This window comes from Dellaglioa sp. CoH-57-MRSF-22, from assembly GCF_056781895.1.
Window position 1 is genome coordinate 1 of the sequence record NZ_JBXAXT010000112.1, and the last position, 392, is coordinate 392.

Annotated in this window: 1 protein-coding gene; it reads left to right on the forward strand. The window is 53.6% G+C overall.

Annotation, left to right across the window (positions count from 1 at the left end; genetic code table 11):
• Positions 1 to 19 precede the first annotated feature (19 nt).
• Positions 20 to 392, forward strand: a 373-nt coding sequence (locus AC1RPR_RS08420) for a hypothetical protein (protein WP_481763504.1), incomplete at its 3' end; no start/stop codon positions are given.

Below are 392 nucleotides of genomic sequence, written 5' to 3' on the forward strand. Positions count from 1 at the left end.
GAGTATAAGGAGGACGCTGGTGGAACACATCGTACATGAATTGGCCAAAACCGATTTCTTGGTGTACAGTTACGCCGCCGACGGTACTGCCACGTTTCCGACACGTGTGAGTCCTGTACTTTTGGAATCCCGAGTATGGATTCGGGGCACGGGCGCGTTGATGGGTCTTAATAACGGCGTCTATTATGCGGGTGCCGCACTCGCAGATTGGGCTCGTGAGCGTGGCTGTATATGGGAAGGCAATCATTTTGGGGTCGGGCTGCGGGCATGCACGGACGCAGGCTGGAATTACATTCGCGGACGCGGAAAAGGGGAAAATATGATGAAAACAAAGACTGAAGGTGTGATTGTGACGAAACGTCGGAGCGGTCTCACGTTCAACGACATCGAGG